General features: G+C 70.9%; 13 protein-coding genes. All 13 read right to left on the reverse strand.

Going from position 1 to position 16,541, the window contains the following annotated elements:
- Positions 1–64 precede the first annotated feature (64 nt).
- Entirely contained in the window at positions 65–838 is a 774-nt protein-coding gene (locus AC0LPE_RS14285) for a cell division protein FtsQ/DivIB (RefSeq protein WP_419957092.1), read from the reverse strand.
- Positions 835–2,403 carry a UDP-N-acetylmuramate--L-alanine ligase gene (gene murC, locus AC0LPE_RS14290; protein ID WP_490604712.1) on the reverse strand — a complete coding sequence of 523 codons (1,569 nt, stop codon included), beginning with the start codon at positions 2,401–2,403 and terminating at the stop codon, positions 835–837. The genes AC0LPE_RS14285 and murC overlap by 4 nt, the downstream gene beginning before the upstream one ends.
- Entirely contained in the window at positions 2,400–3,554 is a 1,155-nt protein-coding gene (gene murG / locus AC0LPE_RS14295; RefSeq protein WP_016693807.1) for an undecaprenyldiphospho-muramoylpentapeptide beta-N-acetylglucosaminyltransferase, read from the reverse strand. Before murG ends, murC begins: the two co-directional genes overlap by 4 nt.
- Positions 3,551–5,038, reverse strand: coding sequence for a putative lipid II flippase FtsW (ftsW, locus tag AC0LPE_RS14300; RefSeq protein WP_160875898.1), 1,488 nt, complete (start codon positions 5,036–5,038; stop codon positions 3,551–3,553). The genes murG and ftsW overlap by 4 nt, the downstream gene beginning before the upstream one ends.
- 80 nt (positions 5,039–5,118) lie before the next feature.
- On the reverse strand, positions 5,119–6,633 hold the full coding sequence (gene murD, locus AC0LPE_RS14305; RefSeq protein ID WP_229565041.1) for a UDP-N-acetylmuramoyl-L-alanine--D-glutamate ligase: 1,515 nt from the start codon (positions 6,631–6,633) through the stop codon (positions 5,119–5,121).
- Between the two features lie 2 nt (positions 6,634–6,635).
- Positions 6,636–7,715, reverse strand: a complete 1,080-nt coding sequence (gene mraY, locus AC0LPE_RS14310) for a phospho-N-acetylmuramoyl-pentapeptide-transferase (protein ID WP_016693810.1) — start codon at positions 7,713–7,715, stop codon at positions 6,636–6,638.
- On the reverse strand, positions 7,712–9,256 hold the full coding sequence (locus AC0LPE_RS14315; RefSeq protein WP_016693811.1) for a UDP-N-acetylmuramoyl-tripeptide--D-alanyl-D-alanine ligase: 1,545 nt from the start codon (positions 9,254–9,256) through the stop codon (positions 7,712–7,714). Before AC0LPE_RS14315 ends, mraY begins: the two co-directional genes overlap by 4 nt.
- Positions 9,253–10,878 (reverse strand): UDP-N-acetylmuramoyl-L-alanyl-D-glutamate--2,6-diaminopimelate ligase, encoded by a 1,626-nt coding sequence (locus AC0LPE_RS14320; RefSeq protein WP_490604713.1) that lies wholly within the window; start codon positions 10,876–10,878, stop codon positions 9,253–9,255. Before AC0LPE_RS14320 ends, AC0LPE_RS14315 begins: the two co-directional genes overlap by 4 nt.
- Positions 10,879–11,084: 206 nt before the next feature.
- Positions 11,085–12,917, reverse strand: a complete 1,833-nt coding sequence (locus AC0LPE_RS14325; RefSeq protein WP_490604714.1) for a peptidoglycan D,D-transpeptidase FtsI family protein — start codon at positions 12,915–12,917, stop codon at positions 11,085–11,087.
- Between the two features lie 71 nt (positions 12,918–12,988).
- The gene (gene ftsL, locus AC0LPE_RS14330; protein ID WP_160875756.1) at positions 12,989–13,831 is read right to left on the reverse strand and encodes a cell division protein FtsL; all 843 of its coding nucleotides are present in this window, start codon (positions 13,829–13,831) and stop codon (positions 12,989–12,991) included.
- Positions 13,832–13,834: 3 nt separating this feature from the next.
- On the reverse strand, positions 13,835–14,875 hold the full coding sequence (gene rsmH / locus AC0LPE_RS14335) for a 16S rRNA (cytosine(1402)-N(4))-methyltransferase RsmH (RefSeq protein WP_016693815.1): 1,041 nt from the start codon (positions 14,873–14,875) through the stop codon (positions 13,835–13,837).
- 290 nt (positions 14,876–15,165) lie between these two features.
- On the reverse strand, positions 15,166–15,597 hold the full coding sequence (mraZ, locus tag AC0LPE_RS14340) for a division/cell wall cluster transcriptional repressor MraZ (RefSeq protein ID WP_006554148.1): 432 nt from the start codon (positions 15,595–15,597) through the stop codon (positions 15,166–15,168).
- A gap of 445 nt (positions 15,598–16,042) precedes the next feature.
- The gene (locus AC0LPE_RS14345; RefSeq protein ID WP_088897283.1) at positions 16,043–16,462 is read right to left on the reverse strand and encodes an SCO2097 family morphological protein; all 420 of its coding nucleotides are present in this window, start codon (positions 16,460–16,462) and stop codon (positions 16,043–16,045) included.
- Between the last annotated feature and the right edge of the window lie 79 nt (positions 16,463–16,541).

A 16,541-nucleotide genomic window follows, 5' to 3' on the forward strand; every position in this document is an offset into this window, starting at 1 on the left:
TGGCACGGGTACCGGGATTAGCCAGTAGACGCGCCGGACACGCCGGACGAATTTCGTCGATCCCTCACCTCACCGTCGGCAGGTCGGGACTCGCCACGTCGAATCGCTCCCCCGGCTGCGTCAGCAGCGGGCCGACGACCGCCGCCTTCCGCTCGGAACGATCGGTTCCGCCCCACACCACGACACGCCCGTCGGTGAGGACGATCGAGATGTCGGACGGGGAGGGCGCTTCGATCGTCTCCACCTGCACGCGCAGCTCGGGCGGCAACCTGTCGAGCACCTCCACGGCGGCGCGGGTCGCGGGATCGCCGGTGCCCGGCGTCGGGGTGACGAGGCGGGGAGTGAACATCGGAGGCGGCTCGACCGCGAAGTCGACCCCCTCGATGTCGACCGAATGGGTGCCGTCGGGTGCATCGAAGAAGACCATCGCCTCGCGCTCGGTCACCGTCACCCGCACGGTGGAGGGATAGACCCGCTGGACCCGGACCGACGCCGCGCGCGGAATCGTCGCGACCCGCTGGGCCGCCCCGGCCGTGTCGACCCGGAGCAGCGGCGTGCCCTCGGCGACCGCGAGCGCGTCGACCACCTCGTCGTAGGTGACGACCTCGATCCCGTCCACCTCGATCACCCGCACGGACAGCAACGGCGACAACCAGGCCACCGCGATGCCTCCGAGGAGCACCGCCACGACAGCCGCCCCGACGAGCACGGTCCGCAGGCGCACCGACCGCCCGGACGGGCGCCGGGCGGTGCTGCGTTCACGGGCTTCGTCGGGCTCACGGGATTCGCGTGACGGTCGCCCGCGACGGCGGCGTGACGAGACGGCGGCGGGCGTCACGAGCCGATCGGCTCCGGTCCGGAACCGCCGGGTGCGCGGAATCCACCGGGCTCGGGAACCGCCCCGGCCGGACGGAAACGACCCGGTTTGCTGTGCAGCGCGTCGAGGATCTGCCGCCCCAGCATCGTGACGTCACCGGCGCCCATCGTGATCACGACGTCGCCCGGCCGGGTCAGGTGCGCGACCTGCCGGGGCACCGCGGACAGATTCGGCTGGTAGTGCACCGGCTTGCTCACCGCCCGCGCGACCAGCGCACCGCTCACCCCGGGGATCGGTTCCTCCCGGGCGCCGTAGACGTCGAGCACCACGACCTCGTCGGCGAGGTCGAGCGCCTGCCCGAACTCGGTGGCGAACGCCTCGGTGCGCGAGTAGAGGTGCGGCTGGAAGACGACGATCACGCGGGGTCGTTCGGTGCCGGTCTCGGTGTAGCGCAGCGGCTCTCCGGCGACGAGTTCGGCCGCGGCCGCGAGGACCGCGCGGACCTCGGTGGGATGGTGGGCGTAGTCGTCGAACACCCGCACGCCGTGTTCGCGGCCGGTGTACTGGAACCGCCGGTGCACTCCGCCGAAACCGGCGAGTCCCTCCAGCGCCTCGTCGACCTGCGCTCCCGCTTCGAGCGCGGCGAGCAGCGCAGCCAGAGCGTTGAGCGCCATGTGCCGGCCGGGGACGGACAGTCGCACGGTGCGCGGCGAATCCTCACCCGCGAGGTGGAACTCGGCGACGCCGCCGACATCCTTGGCCTCCCAGCCGAGCAGCCGCACCCCGACGGGAACGCCGCGGTGGTCGCCTGCCGTGCCGATGACGTCGGCGGTGCCGTAACCCTGCACCCGCAGGTCGTCGCGGCCGAGGGCGACGACGCGTTCGGCGAGGGCCGCCGAGCCGGGATCGTCGAGGCACACGACGAGCAGGCCGCCGGGCGCGATGCGGGCGACGAACTCGTCGAAGACCGCCGTGTACGCCTCCGGCGTGCCGAAGTAGTCGAGGTGATCGGCCTCGATGTTCGTGACGATCACGGTGTTCGGATCGTACTGCAGCAGCGAGCCGTCGCTCTCGTCGGCCTCGGCGACGAAGACGTCCCCGCTGCCGTGATGCGCGTTGGTCCCGGATTCGTTGAGTTCACCGCCGACCGCGAAGGACGGATCGAAGCCGCAGTGCTGCAACGCGACGACGAGCATCGACGTCGTGGAGGTCTTGCCGTGGGTGCCCGAGACCAGGAAGGTGCGGTTCCCTCGCATCAGCGAGGCGAGGACCGCGGGGCGCAACAGGATCGGGATGCCCCGCTCGCGGGCGGCGACCAGCTCGGGATTGTCCTTCGGGATGGCCGCGAACGTCGTGACCAGGGCGGTGGGGCCACCCTCGAGCAGGTCGAGCGCCTCGGCGGCATGGCCGATGCGGACCTGCGCACCGCGCGCCCGCAGCGCGAGCACACCGCGGCTCTCCTTCGCGTCGGAACCCGACACCTGTCCCCCACGGGCGAGCAGGATCCGGGCGATGCCCGACATCCCGGCACCGCCGATACCGACCATGTGCACCCGCTCGAGTTCGGCGGGCAACTGCGCACTCATCGTTCACTCCTGTTCGGTTCCACTCCGGCAACCTCGAGCACTATGCGAGCCATCTCGTCCGCGGCACTGCGGTGACCGGCGGCCGCGGCGCTGCGCCCCATCTCCACGAGTCTCCGCTCGTCGCCGAGCAACGACACCACTTCCGTGGCGACATAGTCCGAACTCAGGTCGCCGTCGGCGACGATCCTGCCACCACCGGCCTCGACGACGGGCCGGGCGTTGAGTTCCTGTTCACCGTTCCCGTGCGGGAGCGGCACGTACACGGCGGGCAGCCCCACCGCCGAGACCTCCGCGACCGTCATGGCCCCGGACCGGCAGACCACCGCGTCGGCGGCGGAGTACGCGAGGTCCATCCGTTCGAGATAGGGCACGGTGACGTACGGGGCGCGGGCGTGACCGGGATGGGCGGGGATGTCCACGGTGTTCTTCGGTCCGTGCGCGTGCAGCACGGCGATGCCGGCCTCCGCGAGCGCCGCGGACGCGCCGGCCACGGCCTCGTTCAGCGAGCGGGCACCCTGCGACCCGCCGAACACGAGCAGCACGGGCACGTCGTCGGGCAGACCGAAGTGCCGTCGTGCCTCCGCGCGCAGCCCGGCGCGGTCGAGACCGGTGATCGACGAGCGGACCGGGATCCCCACGATCTGCGCGTCGCCACGCCGGACGATGCCCGAGCGCGGGACGGCGGCGAGCACACGCTCGGCCCGCAGGGCACCGATCCGGTTGGCGATGCCCGCGCCGGCGTTGGCCTCGTGGACGACGACCGGGATGCGCCGGCGTCGACGCAGCGGACCGGCGCCGGCTGCGAGATAGGCGGGCAGCGCCACGTACCCGCCGAAACCGACGACGACGTCGGCTTCGACCTCGTCGAGGATCTGCCGGGTGCGGCGCACCGACGAGACGACCCGGCCCGGCAACTTCAGCAGGTCGGTCGTCGGCTTGCGGGGCAGCGGCACCGGTGGGATGAGTTCGAGAGGATATCCGCGGCGCGGCACCAGCGTCGTCTCGAGTCCCCGTTCGGTGCCGAGCGCGGTGATCCGCGCGTCGGGCACGAGTGCGCGGACGGCGTCGGCCACCGCGAGCGCCGGTTCGATATGACCGGCCGTGCCGCCTCCGGCCACCACCACCGACAGTGCCGGCCTCTCCCCACTCACCTACGGTTCCCTCTCTCTCCGCTTCGTCCGTTCGATCCGCGTGTCGTGCGGTTCGTCTGCTGCCGGCCCCGGGCGGGTTCGCGCGCGGGTTGCGTGCGCCGGGCCCGGCCGGTCCCCTCGCGGGGTTGCGTCCGGCCCGCCGATCCCCGGCGGTCCTGCGCAGCTCCCCGTTGCCGCTCGTTCGGCGCCGGGGTCTGCCGCTTGCGCGAGCCCCCACCACCCGCCGCGGGGCGGGCACTGCGCTCGGGGACCGCGGCCCGTGCTCGTGGCTGTCGTGCTGCGACCGTACGCGCCGCCGAGGAACGACCGGCCCGGTAGGCCTCCGGCTTGCGCAGGCGCAACAACCGGGCGAACCGGCCGTCCTGTCCCGCGTGCAGCGCCGCGATCGCTTCGGGTTCGTGTCTGGCCGCATTGGCGATCAGACCGAACATCAGCAGGGTGGTGGCCGTCGAGGTGCCACCGGCCGACACGAGCGGCAGCTGCAGGCCGGTCACGGGCAGCAGTCCCACGACGTAGCCGATGTTGATGAAGGCCTGGCCGATGATCCACGTCGTCGCAGTCGCGGTGAACAGGCGCAGGAAGGGGTCGGCCGAGCGCATCGCGATCCGCAGTCCGACATAGGCGAACAGACCGAACAGGCCGATGACGGCCACTCCGCCGAGGAAGCCGAGTTCCTCACCGATGATCGCGAAGATGAAGTCGTTGTGGGCGTTGGGCAGATAGCTCCACTTCGCGCGGCTCTGGCCGAGCCCGCGACCCCACAGGCCGCCGTCGGCGAGGGAGAACTTCGCCTGTCGCGCCTGATAACCGGCGCCCTGCGGGTCGTCGCCGGGGTTGAAGAAGGCCCGCACACGCTGCGAGCGGTAGCCGGCCGTCAGAGCGAGGATCACCGCGAGTGTGGCGGCCGTGCCGACGATCCCGAGGAACACCTTGAGCGGCAGGCCCGCGAACCACAGCAGGGCGAGCACGATGATCACGATCGACACGGTGGTGCCGAGGTCGGGCTGGAGCACGATCAGGCCGGTCACGAGCAGGGCGGCCGGGACGAGCGGGACGAGCATCTCGCGCAGCGTCGAGTTCTCGCCGCGCCGGGACGCGAGCAGGTGCGCGCCCCATACGGCGAGCGTGATCTTGGCGATCTCCGCCGGCTGCAGCGAGATACCGGCGATGACGAACCAGCCCCGGGTGCCCTGCGAGACCGTACCGATGCCCGGTATGAGCACGAGCACGAGCAGCACGACCGAGAACGCGAACGCCGGGAAGGCGAAGCGTCGCATCACCCGGACCGGGATCTGCAGCGCGATGTAGAAGATCACCATGCCCAGGACGGCGAAGATCACCTGGGAGGTGAACAGTCCGTATGCCGATCCCGCCGCGGCCACCGCGCCGACGCTCGACGACGACAGCACCATGACGAGGCCGAGCACGGTGAGCAGGACGGCGATCGTCACCACGAGATGGAACGACGCGAGCGGTCGCGCCATCCAGGCCCCGAACCGGCCGCGTACTCCGACCACCGGCTCGTCGGTGTTCGCCCCTGCTCGGGTCGCTCCTGCCCGAGGGGTCACGGTTGCGTCCCGCCCCCGCGGAGTTCCTCGACCGCGGACGCGAAGCTACGGCCGCGTTCCGCGTAATCGGCGAACATGTCGAGCGATGCCGCGGCCGGCGCGAGCAGCACCGTCTCCCCCGGCGAGGCGAGCGCGGCCGCTTCCCGGACCGCCACGCGCATCGCGGCGGGACCGTCGGCGCCCGGCGCCGCGGCCCTCCGCACCGGAGCAGTGCCTGTCGCGTTCACCGAAGCGGTGTCGGTCTCGCTCGTCGCATCGGTCATCGCTTCATCGTCGCCCGTGTCGACGACGACGACCGGGACCTGCGGGGCGTGTCGCGCCAGCGCTTCGGCGATTTCGCCGGCATCGCGGCCGAGCAACACGGCTCCGGACAGTCGTGGCGCCACCTCGGCGACCAGGTCGTCCACGCGGGCGCCCTTGAGCAGACCACCGGCGATCCACACCACGCGGTCGCGGGCGAGCAGCGAACTGCGGGCCGCGTGCGGATTGGTCGCCTTCGAGTCGTCGATGTACTCGACGCCGTCGACCTGTCCGACCGGCGCGGCGCGGTGCGGGCCGACGCGGTGCCGTCGCAGGCCGTCGTGCACCGCCGAGGCCGGCACGTCGATCGCCCGCGCGAGGGCGGCGGCCGCGAGGGCGTCGGACAGTCCCGCGGGGCCGGGCGGCGTCACGTCGTCCACGCGAGCGAGTACAGCGGAATCGGCGAACGCCCGGTCGACGAGCAGTTCTCCGCTGATCCCGAGTTCACCCTCCTGCGGATAACCCAGGGTGAAACCCACGGTGAGGACGGCACGGGAACGGTCGCCGAGACCACCGGCGATCGGGTCGTCGAGACCGATGACCCCGACGGCGCCGGTGAGGGCACCGAGTTTGGCCTCGATGTAGTTCTCGATGCCGCCGTGCCAGTCGAGATGGTCCTCGGCGATGTTGAGCACGACACCGGCCTCGGGCCGAACCGAGGGCGCCCAGTGCAGCTGGAAGGACGACAACTCGACGGCGAGGACATCGGCCCGCGGCTCGTCGCGGCGCAGGGCGTCGAGCACGGGAAGACCGATGTTGCCGCACGCGACGCTGCCGAGACCGGCGGCCTCGAGGATCGCGTGCAGCATCATGGTGGTGGTGGTCTTGCCGTTCGTCCCGGTGACCACCAGCCAGCGTCGGGCCGGACCGTAGACCTCGGCGCGGTCGATGCGCCAGGACAGTTCGATGTCGCCCCAGATGGGTATCGCCGCACCGGCCGCACGCGAGAGCAACGGCGCGTCGGGCGGGAATCCGGGACTCGTGACCACCAGGGCGAACTCCCGCAGCGCGGTGGGGTCGTCGAGGAGGCTGTCGTGGTCGACAGTCCGGGCGCCGAGCGCCGCGCACTCGGCCAGTGCCCGCTCGTTGCGGTCGGTGACGGTGACGTGGGCGCCGAGATCGGTGAGGGGTTGGATCGTCGCGCGGCCGGACACCCCTGCCCCGGCGACGAGCACCGCCCGTCCCCTGAGCCGTTCGAGTTCGTCGGTCACGGTCAGTCCCCGATCGCCGCGAGGTATTCGCTGTAGAAGAGGGCCAGACCGATCGCCGAGGCGATGGCGGCGAGCAACCAGAACCGGATGATCACCGTGGTTTCGGCCCATCCACCGAGTTCGAAGTGATGATGGAAGGGTGCCATCCGGAACACCCGCCTGCGGCTGGACCGGAAGACCGCGACCTGGATGACCACCGAGGCGGCCTCCGCGACGAACAGCGCGCCGATGACCACCATGAGCAGCTCGGTGCGGGTCGTGATGGACAGACCGGCGAGCATGCCACCGAGGGCGAGCGAGCCGGTGTCACCCATGAAGATCTTGGCCGGTGCGGCGTTCCACCACAGGAAGCCGATGCAGGCGGCGGCGCCGGCGGCGCACAGCAACGCCAGGTCGAGCGGGTCGCGGACGTCGTAGCAGCCGGCGGTCGGTTCCACGGCGCACGCGTTGCGGTACTGCCAGAAGGTGATGATGACGTAGGCGCCGAGCACCAGCGCCATCGAACCGGCAGCGAGACCGTCGAGGCCGTCGGTGAGGTTCACCGCGTTAGACCATGCGCTGACCAGCAGGTAGACGAACAGGATGAACACGATCGAGCCCATCGAGACCGTGGCGATGTCGCGCACGTAGGACAGATCGGTGCTGGCCGGGGTGAGGCCGTCCGCATTGCGGAACTGCAGCGCGAGGATGCCGAAGCCCACGGCGACGACGAGCTGGCCGACGAGCTTGGCCGTCTTGTTCAGGCCGAGATTGCGTTGCTTGCGGATCTTGATGAAGTCGTCGAGGAAGCCGACGCCACCGAGCGCGGTCGTCAGGCCGAGCACGAGCAGACCGGAGGCGGTGGGACCTTCCGCGTCGTATCCCATGCCGATGAGATGCGATCCCCAGTAACCGGCCCACAGACCGGCGAGGATCGCGACGCCGCCCATGGTGGGGGTGCCGCGCTTGGACTGGTGGCTCTGTGGGCCCTCGACCCGGATCTCCTGCCCGAAGCCCTGCCGGGAGAACATCTTGATCAGGACGGGGGTGAGCAGGATCGAGACTGCGAGCGCGATGCCCGCCGCGAACAGGATCTGTCTCACCGGGCGTCCTCCGTCCCCACAGCAGCGTCGTTGTTTCCGTTACCGGCCGGGTCGTCCGCGAGGACGGCCTCGGCGACGGTCCACAGTCCCACGGACTGCGATGCCTTCACGAGCACGATGTCGCCCGGTTCCAGTTCGTCGCGCAGCAACGCGATCGCGGCGTCGGCATCGGGGACGTGGCTCGCTTCCTCACCCCACGATCCTTCCATCACGGCGCCCTGGAACAGACCCCGGACCGGTCGGGTGGCGCCGACGGCGATGATGCGGGTGACGTCGAGGCGCACGGCGAGGCGTCCGATGGCGTCGTGGGCGACGACGGCGTCGTCCCCGAGCTCGGCCATCTCCCCCAGCACCGCGAAGGTGCGCCGGGGAGCCGGGCCGGACCGCGCCATGGTGACCAGGGCCTTCACGGCTGCGCGCATGGAATCGGGATTGGCGTTGTAGGCGTCGTCGATGACGGTCACCCCGTCGGATCGGGTCTGTACCGCCATGCGGTGCGCCGAGACGGGACCCGCCGTCGCGAGCGCCTCGGCGGCCTGCTCGACCGTCGCACCGCATTCCACGGCGACGGCGATCGCCGACAGGGCGTTGCCGATCTGGTGTTCGCCGTGCACGGCCAGGCGCACGGGCACACGCCGCTCCTGTCCGTCGGCGCCGGGAACGACGGCGGTGAAGGAGGCACGCGCCTGATCGTCGAGGTGGATGTCCTCGGCGCGGTAGGCGGCACCGGACCCGGTCCCGACGGTCACCACGCGACCGGTGGTGCGGGTCGCCATCTTCGACACGAGGGTGTCGTCGGCGTTGAGGATCGCGACTCCCCCCTCGGCGGCGCTGGGCAGTGCCTCGACGAGTTCGCCCTTGGTCTTGGCGATGACCTCCTGCGAACCGAACTCGCCGAGGTGGGCGGTACCGACGTTGAGTACGACACCGATCCGCGGCGGGGCGATGCGGGTCAGGGTCGCGATGTGTCCGGGACCCCGCGCCGACTTCTCGAGGACGAGGAACCGGGTGGATTCGGTGGCGCGGAGCGCGGTCCAGGGGTGGCCGAGTTCGTTGTTGAACGAGCCGGGCGGGGCGACGACCTCACCGAGCGGTGCGAGCACGGCGGCGATCATGTCCTTCGTGGACGTCTTGCCCGCCGAACCGGTGACACCGACGACGGTGAGGCCGGCGTCGGTGAGCGTGTCCACCACGGTGCGGGCGAGCTTCGCGAGGCCGGCGAGCACGGCCGCGCCGGATCCGTCGCTGTCGTGTTCGAGCGCGAGGGCGTTGGTCTCGGTCGGCGGGATCGGCGGCACCACGATGGCGGGCACACCCACCGGCCGTGCGGCCAGGACCGCGACCGCACCGGCGGCGACGGCGGCCGCAGCGTGATCGTGCCCGTCCGAGCGCGCACCGGGCAGCGCCAGGAACAGGCCGCCGGGACCGATCCGTCGCGAGTCGAACTCGACGGAACCGGTCACCTCGGCGGACGGATCGTCGACGTCGTGCAGGGTGCCCCCGACGACCTCCGCGATCCGAGCCAGTGTCATCGGGATCATGCCTTGCCTCCGTGATGCGAACCGCCCGCAGCAGGCGGATGGTGACCGTCGGGTCCTGCGGTCCGGTACTTGTCGAGTGCTGCGCCGAGGACCTCTCGGTCGTCGAAGGGGTGCTTGACTCCTTCGATCTCCTGCCCCGTCTCGTGGCCCTTGCCGGCGACGAGGACGACGTCGCCCGGGCGGGCCCACGCGACCGCGGCGTCGATCGCGGCGGCGCGGTCGCCGATCTCGAGAATCTCGCCGCGTTCGGCCGGCGGGACGGAGTGTGCACCGTCGAGGACGGCCGCGCGGATGGCGGCGGGGTTCTCGGTTCGGGGGTTGTCGTCGGTCACGACCAGTAGGTCGGCGGCCCGCGCCGCGACCTCGCCCATGATCGGCCGCTTCGTCCGGTCGCGGTCGCCGCCCGCACCCACGACGACGGCGATGCGTCCCTCGGTCGCGGCGCGCAGGGTTCCGATGACCGCTTCGAGCGCGGCGGGCTTGTGGGCGTAGTCGACGACGGCGAGGAAGTCCTGCCCGCGTTCGACGCGTTCGACCCGGCCGGGCACCGCGACGTCGGCGATACCGCGGATCGCGGCGTCGATGTCGGCGCCCACCTCGGCGCAGAGCGCCACGGCGAGAGCGGCGTTGGTGACGTTGTAGCGGCCCGGCAGGCCGACGGTGGCGCGGCGGGCGGTCCCGTCCGGGCCGGTCAGGGTGAACTGCTGCACGCCCGTCTCGTCGGGGACGTCGTCGGTGACCGTCCAGTCGGCAGCGGCGTCAGCGGCGTCACCGTCGCCACCCGTGATGAGCGTGCGGACGGCGGTCGCGTCGTCGCGGCCGGCCGATGCGACCTCGGCCATGCGGCGTCCCCACACGTCGTCGGTGCACACCACCGCGCGGCGTGCCCGGACCGGCGAGTCCTCGGCGAACAGCCGGGCCTTCGCGCCGAAGTAGTCGTCGAGGTCCTTGTGGAAGTCGAGATGGTCCTGGGACAGGTTGGTGAACCCGCCGACGGCGAACTCGGTGGCGTCCACGCGACCGAGTGCGAGGGCATGGCTGGAGACCTCCATCACGACCGTGTCGACACCGCGTTCGCGCATGACGGCGAACAGGGCGTGCAGCTGCGGCGCCTCGGGGGTCGTGAGGGTGCTCGGCACGCGGATGCCTTCGATCCGGGTCTCCACGGTCCCGACGAGACCGACGACGCGTCCGGCCGCGACGAGGCCTGCCTCGACGAGATAGGACGTCGTGGTCTTACCGGACGTGCCCGTGATGCCGATGACCTGCATGCTCCGGGAGGGATGTCCGTAGACGGTGGCCGACGCCGCCCCCAGCGCGGCACGCGGCTCGGGATGGACGAGGACCGCGACCGGATCGAAGGTGGCCTCGGCGACGAGGTCGCGACCGGCCTCGTCGGTCAGCACGGCGACCGCTCCACGTTCGAGCGCGGTGCCCGCGTAGGAGGCGCCGTGGGCGCGCGCGCCGGGCAGCGCCGCGAATACGTCGCCGGGGCGGATGCCCTGGGCGCGCAGGTCGATGCCGGTGATCGCGGCCGCACGGGCCGCGTCCTCTCCGGCGGCTGCATTGACGATCTCGACGCGCGCCCCGATGGCGTCGGCGAGAACCGAGATCTGCGTCATCGGTGGGTGCTCGGGTCTCCGCCCCTCCTCCGGAGGAGCCGGATCCGGACTCGATGGCACAGGCACCAGTTTCCTCTCGCTTCGCTGCAGCTCGTCTGCAGGCACTCCGACGGATGTTCCCGGGTTCGTTCCCGATCCGGTCTCGGCGACGACCGTCGTGTCACGTTACCGACGTGTCAGCCTACCGAGGCGCCACGGTCACCTCGTCAGTCGACCTGGAGGATCAACTTGCTCTCCGGTTCGGCCGACAGCGGCACGCCGTCGCGCTGCAGCAACCACGACGCGATGTTGCGGAACAGCGGCGCGGCCGATTGGCCCCCGCTGCCGTCGGAGCTGCGGGTCGGGGCGTCGAGCATGATGCCCACGACATAGCGCGGATCGTCGGACGGCGCGATGCCGGCGAAGGTGATCCAGTAGTCGGAGTTCGAGTAGCACTTGCAGTTCTGGTCGATCTGCTGGGCGGTACCCGTCTTGCCCGAGATCCGATAGCCCTCGATGGCGGCGCCCGCACCGGTGCCCTGCTGGTTGCCGGTATCGGACTGGACGACGGAACGGAACATGTCGCGCACCGTCGCGGCGGTCTGCGGGTTCACCACCCGCACCGGATCGGGACGGGGCGTCTCGGTGCGCGTGCCGTCCGGCGCGATGGTCGCGCGCACGACCCGCGGCGGGACACGTTCCCCGTCGTTCGCGATGGTCTGGTAGATCGCGGTCATCTGCAGCAGGGTCATCGACAGACCCTGGCCGATGGGCAGGTTCGCGAAGGTGCCACCCGACCACTGCTCACGGCTGGGCAGCAGACCCGCGGATTCGCCGGGCAGGCCGACATCGGTGCGCTGACCGAGACCGAACAGTTGCAGCATCTCGGCGAAGCGGTCCTCACCGATCCGCTCGGCGAGCATGAGCGTGCCGACGTTCGACGACTTCCCGAACACACCCGTCGTGGTGTACGGCACGACCCCGTGATCCCAGGCGTCCTTGACGGTCGCGCCGGCCATGGTGATCGTGCCGGGGACCTGCAGGACCTCGTCGGGGCGGGTCAGGCCGTCCTCGATCGCCGCGGCGGCAGTGATGATCTTGTTCACGGATCCGGGTTCGAACGGCGAACTGACCGCGAGATTGCCCTGTTCGGCGTCGGGCGGGTTGTTCGCGACACCGATCGACGGGTCGAAGGTGCTGTCGTTGGACATGGCGAGCACTTCGCCGGTGTGCGCGTCGAGCACCACGGCGGAGGCGTTCTTCGCCCCGGACAGGTCCTTGGCGCGCTGCACCTCCTGCTGCACGTGGTACTGCAGGTCGTTGTCGATCGTGAGCTCGACGGAGGAACCGTCGACGGCGGGCTGGCGGTCGCGCCAGCTGCCCGGGATGACGGCGCCGTCGGACCCCCGGTCGTAGGTGGACGAACCGTCGGTACCCGCCAGTACGGCGTCCATCGACGCTTCGAGCCCGATCAGGCCGTGCCCGTCCCAGCCGGTCGCGCCGACGAGATTGGCGGCGAGCGATCCGCCCGGATACAGACGGATATCCTGACGTTCGGTGCCGACCTTGTCGTACTCGTCGACGATCTCCGCCGCGACCCCCGGATCGACACCTCGGGCGAGGTACACGAAGGTCTCGTCGCTCTCGAGCATCTCGAGCACGTCCCTCTCGGGCGCCGCAGCGCCGAGCGCCTCGTGGATCGCCGACGCGACGCCCTCGAGATATTCCGAGACCTCGGGCCGGGACGGATCCTTGGCTCGTTCCTCCTCGAGTTCCTTGCGCACCCGCACGGGTTGGAAGGTCAGCGCCTTCGCCTCCATCGTGTAGGCGAGCGGTTCGCCGTTGCGATCGGCGATGGTGCCGCGGGTCGCGGGTTCGACGAGTCGGGTGGTGCGCTGGCTGGCCGCCTCGGCGGACAGGGTCGGGGCCTGGACGAGCTGCACGGACAGCAACTGTGCGACGGCTATGCCCAGAGCGCCGAACATGCCGAGCCGGCCCCACTTGTTGCGGAACGTGAAACTCGTCCGGTCTCGCTGTGTGCGATCGCGCGGCGCGGGCATTCGAGCGCGCCCGCCGCGCGTCGCCGGGGTGGAACGTCGCTGCGGTGCACGCCGAGGGGTGGAGCGGTTGTTCACCGAGGCCCGCCCTCGGGTTCCGTCGGCACGGCCTGGACAGGTGCTTCGGGCGCGGCCTCACGGGGCGCTTCGGATTGCGGCAGTTCGCTCACGGGTACCGATTGTCCCGCCGCGGGCGGAACGGGTGCGGCACCCTCGACGTCCGGCGTGGCGCCCGCAGGAGCTTCCGGCGCGGGTGCGGGAGCCGGTGCCGGTTCCTCGCCCACCGGGCGGCCGTCGGCCGACGGCGCTGCCCGACGCGTGTCCTCGGTGTCGGTACGCGGCCGGGGTTCCTCGCTCACGTCCCCGAGCGGCCGCGGTGTCTCCGCTCCGGCGCTACCCGCCAGCGGGGTCTGGACGCGGGCGTCCTCCCGGGCGGGCGGATCCAGCGGGACCGGCGGGGCACCCTGGGCCGGAACCGGATCGCCCACCACCTGCACCGAACCGTCCGGAGCGACGACGATCCGCGCGACCTGCCCGGTGGGGATCATGCCCAGCTCCGCCGCGGCGACCGCGAGCGCCGGAGCCGACTCGGCCGTGGCTACGTCGCGCTGGAGCACCGCCCGCTTCTGGGCGAGTTCCTCGTTGAGGGACCGCGCCGCGCTCAGCTCGTAGGAGTCCTCGGTCGCGCGGGTGGTCAGCAACAGGGTCACGGCCATGCCCACGCCCAGGAGCCCGATGATGGTGGCGACGAACGGGATCCGGGTGCGGACACGTCCGGCCCCCGTCGTGCGCCCGCGGGTCTGCACCTGTTCGACCCCGAGCTGTGCTGCGCGCTGCGACCGTCGCTGATAGGCACGCTGCGCTGCGGTCGATCGCCCCGGATTCCGGCGCTGCGGGGGTGCCACCTGTACGGTCATCGGTTACCTCCTGGCGATTCGTTCTGCAGCACGCAGGCGGACGGGCGCCGAACGTGGGTTGGCCTCGATCTCGTCGTCCGTCGCCCGTTCCGCACCGCGGGTGAGGATGCGCAGTTCCGGCCCCATCCCGGGCAGTTCGACCGGAAGCCCTTCGGGACTGCGGGACTTCGCACGCGGAGTCAGTTCCTGCTTGACGACCTTGTCCTCGAGCGACTGGTAGGACATGAAGACGATCCGGCCGCCCACCGCGAGAGCGTCGAGAGCGTCGGGGATCGCGTTGCGCAACGAGTCGAGCTCCGCGTTGACCTCGACCCGCAACGCCTGGAAGGTGCGCTTGGCCGGGTGACCACCGGTACGGCGGGTCGCGGCCGGGATCGTGCGGTACAGCAGTTCGACGAGTTCGCCGCTCGTCCGGAACGGAGCCTTGGCCCGGGTCCGCACGATCTCGGAGGCGATCTTGCCGGCGAAGCGCTCCTCGCCGTAGGTGCTCAGGATGCGGGCGAGGTCGCCGTGGCTGTAGGTGTTGAGGACATCGGCCGCGGTGATGCCGGTGGTGGCATCCATCCGCATGTCGAGCGGGGCGTCCTTGGAATAGGCGAAGCCGCGCTCCGCCTCGTCGAGCTGCATCGAGGACACGCCCAGATCGAACAGGGCCGCGTGGACCGAGCCGTACCGGTCGAGGCCGACGCTCTCGAGCGCGTCGGCGATCCCGTCGTAGCGGGTGTGGACGAAGTCGGTGCGGTCGGAGAACCGTGCGAGTCGCTCGCGGGCGATCGCGAGTGCGTCGGTATCGCGGTCGAGGCCGACGAGCCTCAGCTTCGGGTAGATCGTCAGGAAGTGTTCGGAGTGCCCACCGAGACCGAGCGTCGCGTCGACGTAGACCGCGCCCTCACCGTCGGGACCGACGCTCTCGATGGCGGGGCCGAGAAGATCGACGGCCCGCTGGAGCATGACGGGCACGTGGCCGAACTCCGCCGCAGATGTCACATCGGCACCGGTGGCCTCATCCGTACCATCGACGGATTCGTGCTCGCCGTCCACCATGTGTCCTCCGGAATCCTGCTCGGGCCGCTTACGGTCTGTGGGGTACTCGTCGGGTGGACGGTGGTGTGCCTCGTGCCTGCCTGTCGCTCGTCTCGCTACCGTGCTCGCCGCCACGGGGGTGGATACGGAAGACGGCGAATGCCTCGAGGTCTCTGTCCGAGTCCGAAGAGACCTGACGCCGGGGAAGTGCGTCAGGGCCCTCCGGTCCGTACCTGGCGCTGGGGAAGTGCGTCAGGGCCGGCACATCGGGCAGAGGCCTCGCGGCACTCGCCGCGCAGCCCGAGCCGTGGTTACAAGATGTCGCGTAGTGCTTCGTCTCTCGCTTCCGAGAAGTCTTCTTCGTGCTCGGCGAGGTAGGTCTCCCATGCCGTCGCGTCCCAGATCTCGAGGTACCTGACCGAACCGATCACCACGCAGTCCTTGGTGAGACCGGCGTACTTGCGGTGGGCCGACGACAGCGTGATCCGGCCTTGTGAGTCGGGTCGCTGCTCCTCCGTTCCCGACGCGAGACTCCGCAGGAACGCACGTGCCTGCGGGTTGCTCCGTGAGGCACTCGCAGCGCGTTCGGCCAGAGCGGCGAACTCGTCGCGAGGGAACACGGTGAGGCTGTGATCCTGCCCCTTCGTGATCATCAACCCTCCCGCCAGCTCGTCTCGGTACTTCGCCGGCAGCGTGAGCCGGCCCTTGTCGTCCAACTTCGGGGTGTAGGTACCGAGGAACACTCGGCGCCTCCCCGCTGCCGGACGGATGCTTCGCGCGACAGGACACCTTGTCCCGCCGCGCCCCACATTACCCCACTTTGCCCCACCGGAAACGGATTACTGCCGCCCGGCCACGCGTGTTGTCGTCACATTCCCAGCTCAGAGCAGGTGGCGAAAAATGGGGACACGCCCTCGCGCGACGACACCGGATTGACCGTCGTCGGCGCCCCGACGCTCCGCCCCACCGGCGGAGCGAGGACCGAGCAATCGGCGACCAGGGAAAACACTGCGTCCGGAGCCGGGGTGGGAGGCGGTGGGGAGACGGGGAACGCGCGGGTGGGGCACGGTGGTGGAGGGACAGTGGAGCGGACGGACGGGCAGAGGTCCAGAGGTCGGTCGACAGAGAAACGACGACGGCGCGACCCGTGGGTCGCGCCGTCGTCGATACACCTGATGGTCGAGGAGGTCAGTCCTGCTCGAAACGCCTCCGGAACCGCTCTTCCATGCGGTTGGTGAAGCCACCACCCGAGGACTTCTTGCCGCCGCGGGAACTTCGACCGGTCTTTCCGGAACCGGAACTACCGCCCGTCGCCCCTGGAGTCGACGACCGACGACCGCCGAGGAGCAACAGGACTCCGGCGGCGAACATCACGAGGAACCCGAGCAGACTGATGATCGGGAAGCCGCCCGGCTTGAGCGGCAGGGCAACGCCGGCGATCAACAGCGTCAGGCCCAACACGAACAAGGCGCCGGCCTGCAGCCGCCGCCGGTTCGACGCCATCCCCAACCGGCTGCCACGCACGGTCGAGGCGAACTTGGGATCCTCAGCATAGAGCGCGCTCTCGATTTGATCGAGCATGCGCTGCTCGTGCTCGGAGAGTGGCACGGTACCTCCCCCGGCACTAAACGGTGGCCACCGGATCCGTGGGGCGAATCCGGCGGGGGGCCGTCCGTACGGCCGCCTG

Source organism: Rhodococcus sp. S3 (genome assembly GCF_058211795.1).

Bases quoted from the DNA above. Each gene is read 5' to 3' on its own strand.
- AC0LPE_RS14325 (WP_490604714.1), bottom strand. From the start codon at position 12,917: ATGCCCGCGCCGCGCGATCGCACACAGCGAGACCGGACGAGTTTCACG.
- murC (WP_490604712.1), bottom strand. From the start codon at position 2,403: ATGAGTGCGCAGTTGCCCGCCGAACTCGAGCGGGTGCACATGGTCGGT.
- AC0LPE_RS14315 (WP_016693811.1), bottom strand. From the start codon at position 9,256: ATGATCCCGATGACACTGGCTCGGATCGCGGAGGTCGTCGGGGGCACC.
- ftsL (WP_160875756.1), bottom strand. From the start codon at position 13,831: ATGACCGTACAGGTGGCACCCCCGCAGCGCCGGAATCCGGGGCGATCG.
- ftsW (WP_160875898.1), bottom strand. From the start codon at position 5,038: ATGGCGCGACCGCTCGCGTCGTTCCATCTCGTGGTGACGATCGCCGTC.
- AC0LPE_RS14320 (WP_490604713.1), bottom strand. From the start codon at position 10,878: ATGACGCAGATCTCGGTTCTCGCCGACGCCATCGGGGCGCGCGTCGAG.
- rsmH (WP_016693815.1), bottom strand. From the start codon at position 14,875: ATGGTGGACGGCGAGCACGAATCCGTCGATGGTACGGATGAGGCCACC.